Annotated in this window: 3 protein-coding genes and 1 pseudogene; all 4 read left to right on the forward strand. The window is 68.1% G+C overall.

Features of this window, described 5'->3' with window-relative positions:
- Window positions 1–681: LamG domain-containing protein (locus FNH08_RS49395; protein WP_152778510.1), on the forward strand; the 681-nt coding region annotated here is incomplete at its 5' end.
- Between the two features lie 157 nt (window positions 682–838).
- Window positions 839–1,228: a type II toxin-antitoxin system RelE/ParE family toxin gene (locus tag FNH08_RS49400; RefSeq protein ID WP_194238886.1), complete on the forward strand. Its 390-nt coding sequence runs from the start codon at window positions 839–841 to the stop codon at window positions 1,226–1,228.
- Window positions 1,225–1,542 (forward strand): helix-turn-helix domain-containing protein, encoded by a 318-nt coding sequence (locus FNH08_RS52865; RefSeq protein ID WP_322726657.1) that lies wholly within the window; start codon window positions 1,225–1,227, stop codon window positions 1,540–1,542. The genes FNH08_RS49400 and FNH08_RS52865 overlap by 4 nt, the downstream gene beginning before the upstream one ends.
- 152 nt (window positions 1,543–1,694) lie before the next feature.
- Window positions 1,695–2,010: pseudogene (locus tag FNH08_RS49410) on the forward strand (dihydrofolate reductase family protein); the annotation flags it as partial.

Consider the following 2,010-nt stretch of genomic DNA (forward strand, 5'->3'; position numbering starts at 1 on the left):
CCCCTCTTCCGGGAGAACTTCGACCGCCTCCCCCTCGGCCCGGTCACCGAGGGCCGCGGCTGGACGACGGACACGTCCAACGGCACGCTGACCGTGGCCCCCGGCGCGGGCGACCACGGCCGTGAACTCCGCATCCGCACCGAGGGCAACGGCCGCGCCTTCATGGTCCTCCCCGACCTCTCCCTCCCCGGCAACAGCGTCTGGGCCCGTATGCGCCTGCGCGTGGCCGAGTTCCCGACGGCCCCCGACTGGGCACACTGGACCCTCGCGGAAGCCTCCGGCTCCGACTCCCCCACGCTGGTCCGACCGCTCGGCGGCCAGTACGCCCCCACCGACCAGGGCAACTTCTGGGGCGTGGGCTCCGACCTGGGCCCCACGGGTGACTGGACGTCATGGAAGACCTCCGCACCGGCCGAGGCGGCCCGGTGGAGTTGCGTCGAGTTCCACCTCGACGCCTCCGACAACCGGGTCACGGTCTACCTGGACGGCGTGGAACAGTCCGACCTGACGGTCTCCACGAAGAACCACGGCGGCACGGCGGACGACTTCGTCTTCCCGACCTTCGACAAGCTGAAGCTCGGCTGGCAGCTCTACCAGGCCGACCCGAGCCCGTCGTCGTACGACGTCCGCCTGGACGACATCGCGTTGAGCACGCGACGGGTGGGGGGCTGCGCGACCTGACGGCCTGGTGGTCGTAGCTCGGGACGTGAGTGAACCCGGCGGGCCAGAACCCAGCCGGGTTCCACTCGATCGGGTGATGAGTACGCCATCCTCGACCCCGAGTGGCACCTAGTACGAAACCGTACTAGTATGTACAAGTACTACACGGCGGACGCTGATGGCCTGGCATCTTGAAATGACCGGGGAGGTGCGCGACTGGCTCCATCAGCTACGCAAGGACGATCGCAGCACGGCACGGCTCGTGGGTCAGGCGATCCAGGCCCTCGTGGAGGAGGGACCGGACCTCGGGCGCCCTCTGGTGGACCGGATCAGAGGTTCGGACCTGCATCACCTCAAGGAACTGCGCCCCGGTTCGACAGGAAGCACAGAGATCAGGATCCTGTTCGCCTTCGATCCAAAGCGCAGTGCGGTCCTGCTCGTCGCAGGCGACAAGGCGGGGCACTGGACGGAGTGGTATCGCCACGCGATCCCCCTGGCCGAGGAACGCTATACCGAGCGGCTGGACCACCTGGCCCGGCGGCGCCGTCAGAAGGGGAAACAGCAGTGACCAGCTTCCACTCCTGGGACGAGGTCAAGCACGAGGTCTTCGATGCCGACGACCTCGACGCCATCACCGCAGGGGCCAGGCGCATGGTCGCCGAAGCCCGCGCACACCGACTCGCCGAAATGCGCAGGCAGCTTGGGCTCACCCAGCGTGAACTGGCCGCCCGAATGCATGTACGCCAAGAGAGGGTGTCAGCCATCGAGCGCGGCAAAACCGCGTCCACCGAGGTGGGCACGGTAGCGGCTTACGTCGAGGCACTGGGTGGGGAGTTGGAGATCGTCGCCAACTTCAACGGAACCCGGGTGACCGTGGCATAGCGCTCACAAGGCCATTGGCGCCAGGCCCTTCGATCAGTGCGGCCGTGGCGGGTGTCGGTACCCGGCGTCATGATGTCGGGGCGGCCATCGTCACCGCATGACTGAGCCGATCGTACGAAGCTCGACCAGCAGAAGGAACGGAGTCGCCCGCCATGTCACTCGCCCGCGTCCACAACTTCGCCATCTCGCTCGACGGCTTCGGCACCGGTGAGGGTCTGAGCCGTGAAGCACCGTTCGGCCACGCCGGCGAAAGGCTGCACGAATGGATGTTCGCCACCCGCTGGTGGCGCGAGAGGCTCGGCGAGCCCGGCGGGACCAGCGGCCTCGACGACGCCTTCGTGCGGCAGTTCGATCCCGGGATCGGCGCCGAGATCATGGGCGCCGGGAAGTTCGGCTACCCCGGATGGCACGAGGACCCGGAGTGGAAGGGGTGGTGGGGCCCCAACCCGCCGTTCCACACCCCCACCT

The sequence above is a fragment of the Streptomyces spongiae genome, assembly GCF_009377185.1.
In the GTDB taxonomy this organism is placed as follows: Bacteria; Actinomycetota; Actinomycetes; order Streptomycetales; family Streptomycetaceae; genus Streptomyces; species Streptomyces spongiae.

Bases quoted from the DNA above. Each gene is read 5' to 3' on its own strand.
- FNH08_RS49400 (WP_194238886.1), top strand. From the start codon at position 839: ATGGCCTGGCATCTTGAAATGACCGGGGAGGTGCGCGACTGGCTCCAT.